Genomic DNA, 5,270 nt, shown 5'->3' with positions numbered 1-5,270 from the left:
TATGGACGGCTTTGACGCCTTCCACCCCATTGGCCGCACCGGCACCTCAGAAGACGTTGCATCGACTGTGCTGTTCCTGCTGTCGCCTGCAACGTCATGGGTCACTGGCGCCATCTGGAACGTCGACGGCGGCGTCATGGCCGGGCGCAACTAGTCCAAACTCACCCTTACCCAGGAGCGCCGGAGTCAGGCCCTGGCCGAACCGGCGCCCTTGGCGTATCGGAGCGATACACGCACCCGATCACTGGATAGACCGCGATGACACCGAACACCCCCGCCCCTGCCGACACCGCGCTCGGCCCTACGCAGGAGGCCCCGCAGGGCAGCACCACGATAATCGTCGTGCTGATCCTGCAATACTGTCTTTGGGTCCGTGCGCTGTTCAAGTCGGGGGAATTTACCGGCAATGGGGGGTGCCCCTATGTTCTTGTCAAGCGGCGAGTGGATGGTCTGCTTGATAAAGGGTGCCGTCGCGGAGCATGCGAACAGGACGTCGCAGCGTCGGCGAGCCAGGGCGATGAGGGCTTGGTTGTGGCGTTTGCCTTGGGCGATCTTCCGGTCGTAGTAGGTCCTCGAGATCGGATCCCGGAGGGCTGCGAATGCTGATAGGAACAGGGCGCGTTTAAGGATCTTGTTGCCACGGCGGGACGGGTGCTCACCTCGGATCGATGAGCCGGATCTGCGGGTCACGGGAGCCAGACCTGCGTAGGCGGCAAGGTGTCCGGAAGACTCGAAGTGTTTGCCGGCAACTTCGGTGAGAAGCCTTGCTGCGGTCCTGACGCGACTCCGGGCATGCTCGTCAGGACGGAGGAAAGAGGGTGGGCCTCTACCAGTTTCTCCACCACTACGGCGATCTCTGCCCGTTGCCGCCGCAGAGCTGCGAGTTGCTCGGCCAAGCGCGGCAGAACGGTCGCTACGGCATTGGTGCCCACCACAACCACGGTCTGCTCACTCAATGCCTGGGTGATGTCCTCTGCCAGACGCCGTCCCATCCGGGGTGCCAACTTCAGTAGTCGGGTCGCCATCCTTTTTGTTCCGGCGGTCTTCATCGCCGCCGGTGACGGGTAGTGCTGCAGCAAGTCCAGCATCGCTGGATGGTCCAGATGTGGGCCCACGACCCGCTCCAATGCGGGGTGGATCTGGGTCAGCAGGCCGCGGATCCTGTTGCTGGTCGCGGTCATCTGTCCCAGAATGTCGTCATCGAAACCGCAAAGCATCGATAGTTCCGCGACGGATTCATCGGCTAGCTGGATTGACCGCGACGCATGCGGCAACGTTCGTGCGGCCTGAGCGATGATGGCGGCGTCTCGGGCGTCGGTCTTGGCTTCGCCAGCATGGAGGTCAGCGATGCGCCGCATCGCCAACCCCGGCAGATACCCGACAAGGACGCCCTCAGCCTGGGCGACCGCGATCGGCAACGCACCTATCGTGGCTGGTTGGTCGACGACCACGAGGACCGTACCGTGGTGCTTTAGCTTCTGCAGCACCGCCCGCACCTTCGATTCGTTGTTCGGCAATGCGTTGTCGAACACGACCTTGCCTGCCTTATTCAGAGCAACGGCGTGATGTTCGCCCTTGCCGACGTCGACACCGACGAACACGTCGACGCTGTCGTAGTTCTCGATCATGACTACTCCGTCCACTCGAAGAAAAGTTCCTGGTCGAGCCCCTATTAGCGATCACCCGACGCCAATCAGGTCCGGTGACAACACCCCCCGGATCATGAGCGACTGGGGGCAATAATCATGCCGGACCCGATAGGCCAACACCCTTACAGTTCACACCGTTAGGGCCTACGAATAAAGTAACGGGTGCCTTCACCGGATGGACGCACCCCTGTCTGGGCCGGAGGTCCCTGCGGGTCGACGGGTGCGGCGCTGGCGGGGGCGGCCACGCCCAGCGCGGCGGCCAGTGCGACGGTGGCAGCAAGCGATACGAATTTCCTCTTCATGATTTGTATTTCTTGGATTCGGTAGGAGCGGAGGTTGCCGGGTTCTCACTTCCCCGGCGGAACCTACCCTGCCCTTCCTGTGGAAACGTCCGCTCAGGAGGATATGAACAGCACGCCAACTTTCAACCAGCGTTCCCAAGCGCGATCCACCGGTCCACAGTCGCGGTTCTTTGCCGCGCTCGGCTTTTTTAGTCGATGTCGAAGCCGTAGGTGGTGAGTACGGGTTTGTGGTCGGAGGGTGCGATGTCTCCCTCAAAGAAGTCGACAATCTCAGTGCTTAATGCACGGATGTTGCCGTAGTGGAACTGGAAGTCGATGACCCAAGGTGTTGTGGGTTGAGGCCAGGTGGGAACGGTGGGCCAGGTGCAGCGTCATTACCGCTGAGATTGCCGTTCAGGTTATCCGACACATCGGTGTCGATCCCGTTGAGCACGTTGTTGCCGCTCGCGATGTCACCGATATCGAGTACATCACCGTTGGGCCCGATCGTGTGCCTTGCTCCACACCTTGCTCCAAGTCTGGCTTCGGATCGGGTGGCCCTTGCTTGATTAGATAGGTGTGGCACCCGCCCCGTTGGGGGCGGAGGTTGCCGGGTTCTCACTTCCCCGGCGGAACCTACCCTGCCCTTCCTGTGGAAACGTCCGCTCAGGAGGATATGAACAGCACGCCAACTTTCAACCAGCGTTCCCAAGCGCGATCCACCGGTCCACAGTCGCGGTTCTTTGCCGCGCTCGGCTTTTTTAGTCGATGTCGAAGCCGTAGGTGGTGAGTACGGGTTTGTGGTCGGAGGGTGCGATGTCTCCCTCAAAGAAGTCGACAATCTCAGTGCTTAATGCACGGATGTTGCCGTAGTGGAACTGGAAGTCGATGACCCAAGGTGTGGTGGGTTGAGGCCAGGTGGGAACGGTGGGCCAGGTGGGGCCGGGAGTTACTCCAAGGGCGGAGTAGGAATCCTTGAGGCCGGCGGCATGCAGAATCCGAGTGACATGCCATGACTCGTTAAGGTCGCCCATAAACAGCACCGGAGCTCCGTGCGCACCCAGAACTGCTACGGCAGCTCCTGCAGCTTCGGACTGGGCGATCCTCGGGTTGATGTGCTCGGTCAGCTCGCGCTCCGTCCCCGGGAAGCAGAAGTGGGCAGTGCTGACAACGAAGGTGGTTCCGTCCTGGGCGGCGAGCCGAACCCAGAAGAGCTTCCGGTCGCGGTGGATCTCGTCCACCCCGATGCCGATGTCGATGGCGCCATGCTCCAGCTCGGTGAACAAATCCGAGTTCCACCAGATTGAGCTCTCATGGCTCCAGCCACGGTCTTCATCGTCGACCCGTCGGTGGTTCGGAAGTTCGCCGTCGATCACCGCGCGGGTGGCGGGGCGAAGCTCTTGCACGGCGTAGATATCGGGACGGCGAGTGCGTAACAGTGCCCGCAGTGCGGGTTCGCGTTCGGGCCAGCGATTGTCCGCCCAAATGTTGTGGGTCATTACAACGAAACGCATGGAATCATCGTCCTTTCTGAATCGGCGCCGCGTGCGCCGAGGGCATGTGGTCCGGGTTGAGATAGTTGGAAGGATTGTCCGCGGGCAGGAAGGATGAGCCGGGTGGAGGAGCGGGGAAAGAGGTGCGGGTGGGCGCTATGCACTGCTGCAACGGCTCCCGGGCTTACAGCATCGACGAGCCAGGCGAGATCATCTGGACTGGCATGGCCGCCGGAGTCGAGCCAGACGAAGTCCAGTCCAAGAGTTGCCACCCATGCCTGCAGCGAGGTCCATTCCGGCGCCCAGGCTCCGAGCGGCTCCCCGTTGGTGTGGATCAGCACATCCCCGGGACCGGCTCCAGTAGCCAGGGCAACCCACCGGTCTGGCACCTGCAGTTCCACAAGGAAGCTATTGCGGTTCCGGTGAAGGTCATCGATGGTTACCAGTGTTTCATCGGCTGCGATGCGATCTATGGAGTTGCCGGTAGCAAGGACCGCGACGGTTGCGCCGTCGTCGTTCGGGCGGGGGCTGCTCAGTCCATGGTGGACGGCGGCACGCCATCCGGCGAGTGTTTCCGGCCGGAGTACGAGGGTCCGCCCGTTCGCTACCGCCGCGTCACGCAGGCTGGCCAGTCGTCGGAGGTTACGAGGGTAGGGGGTGACGAAGGCCAGTCCGTCGGTAGCTCCCAGGATCCTGTCGACCCGTTCAGCAACCTCGGTCTCCGATAGCGGCCTGGTCGGGCTTGAGTCGGGCCGGAGTGTGGTGCCCTCAGTAATGAGGAGATCCACCCCGGCTGCCCGCTCCGCGAAAGCTGCCATGCGTTCCGGTGAATGACCGTGGCCGCGCCAGTCTCCAGTCCAGGCGATACGCCGGTCGCCTGCCTGCAGGACAAAACCAGCGGCGCCGGGGACATCATGATCGACGTGGACGAGTTCCAGATCCATGTCACCGATAGTTATATGTTCGCCTTCGTCCAAACCGCGGACCGTGGCCGGGGCAGGTGGCAGGACTCCCACATCGGTTAGGCCCGTGTGGAGGGCAGCGCCATCGGAACTCATGAAGACGGGAACGTCAGGATTGACGAACGGGAGCAACGCGCAGTGGTCATTGTGGTTATGACTGACAAAGATGCCCATGGCTTCCGGCCGTTCCAGGACGGCAGTCTTGTCCAACAGTCGGCCTGGCCGCGTCATGGGTTCGACGGCGGAGGCCACGCTTCCGCCGGTCGACGCGAGCTGGGCGGGGTCATAGAGTCCGTCCACCAGCGGAGCCATTCCGGCCCGCAACTGAGCAACGAGGTTTCCGTCAGCGGGCGCGGGGGAGGAGCGGGAAAACAAGGAACCGGTGGGGTTTGGTGTTGTACCGAAGTCGAAGAAGAGGGCTGAATTCTCGGTCTGGACTGCAGCCTGTACTCCGCCGATGGTCGTGGTCCCGTTGAAGAAGGTCAGGGTCGGTTCGTGGTCAGATGCCATCGGGAATCTCCTTGAGTGCGGTGGCGAACTCGGAAAAGTCGTTATAGCGGGCGCTGGACCAGCGCGCGCCCGGATCCGTGTGGAGCGGATCGATGTGCACAGTCCGGCAACCTTGCCCTGCGGGGGGCAGCAGGTCATTCCAGAGGTTGTCACCGATCACCAGCACTTCCGGTGGCTGGGTGTTCCACTGATCCTTCGCGTGGGTGATGAGTTCCGCGCACCCAGCGGGCTTGCGGGCATCAAAGCGCACCACGTCGAACGGCTGGCTCATATCCAGTCGTCGCACTAGCGGTCCCGCGAGCTCCTCCGGTGTGTTTGTAGCCAACAACAGCCTGCGACCCTGTCCCAGGCGCAGCAAGACATCATCGAGGTGCT

The 5,270-nt window shown here is 62.3% G+C and carries 5 protein-coding genes and 1 pseudogene; 1 reads left to right on the top strand and 5 read right to left on the bottom strand.

Annotated elements, in window-relative coordinates; translation table 11 throughout:
* Position 1: 1 nt before the first annotated feature.
* The gene (locus Y703_RS23300) at positions 2-154 is read left to right on the top strand and encodes an SDR family oxidoreductase (protein WP_081743343.1); all 153 of its coding nucleotides are present in this window, start codon (positions 2-4) and stop codon (positions 152-154) included.
* A 276-nt stretch (positions 155-430) separates the two neighbouring features.
* Here Y703_RS23300 and Y703_RS17370 read toward each other — a convergent pair.
* The 5 genes and pseudogenes from Y703_RS17370 to Y703_RS22290 form a co-directional block, all read right to left on the bottom strand.
* Positions 431-1,628: pseudogene (locus Y703_RS17370) on the bottom strand (IS110 family transposase).
* A 158-nt stretch (positions 1,629-1,786) separates the two neighbouring features.
* A complete protein-coding gene (locus Y703_RS21865; RefSeq protein WP_155849374.1) occupies positions 1,787-1,951 on the bottom strand; it encodes a hypothetical protein in 165 nt (54 codons plus the stop codon).
* A 740-nt stretch (positions 1,952-2,691) separates the two neighbouring features.
* Complete coding sequence (locus Y703_RS0102160) at positions 2,692-3,444, bottom strand: endonuclease/exonuclease/phosphatase family protein (RefSeq protein WP_026551409.1); 753 nt, start codon at positions 3,442-3,444, stop codon at positions 2,692-2,694.
* The gene (locus Y703_RS0102155) at positions 3,429-4,895 is read right to left on the bottom strand and encodes an MBL fold metallo-hydrolase (protein WP_026551408.1); all 1,467 of its coding nucleotides are present in this window, start codon (positions 4,893-4,895) and stop codon (positions 3,429-3,431) included. The genes Y703_RS0102160 and Y703_RS0102155 overlap by 16 nt, the downstream gene beginning before the upstream one ends.
* On the bottom strand, positions 4,885-5,270 hold a 386-nt coding region (locus Y703_RS22290), incomplete at its 5' end, for an HAD family hydrolase (protein WP_026551407.1). The genes Y703_RS0102155 and Y703_RS22290, both read right to left, overlap by 11 nt.

Source organism: Arthrobacter sp. H20, assembly GCF_000520515.1.
GTDB lineage: Bacteria > Actinomycetota > Actinomycetes > Actinomycetales > Micrococcaceae > Arthrobacter_D.
Note: the sequence above shows the minus strand (reverse complement) of the source record. Positions and strands in the feature narration are given on the sequence as shown.

Excerpts from the sequence above, each read along its gene's own strand:
- Y703_RS21865 (WP_155849374.1), bottom strand. The coding sequence starts at position 1,951 with ATGAAGAGGAAATTCGTATCGCTTGCTGCCACCGTCGCACTGGCCGCC.
- Y703_RS0102155 (WP_026551408.1), bottom strand. The coding sequence starts at position 4,895 with ATGGCATCTGACCACGAACCGACCCTGACCTTCTTCAACGGGACCACG.
- Y703_RS23300 (WP_081743343.1), top strand. The coding sequence starts at position 2 with ATGGACGGCTTTGACGCCTTCCACCCCATTGGCCGCACCGGCACCTCA.
- Y703_RS0102160 (WP_026551409.1), bottom strand. The coding sequence starts at position 3,444 with ATGCGTTTCGTTGTAATGACCCACAACATTTGGGCGGACAATCGCTGG.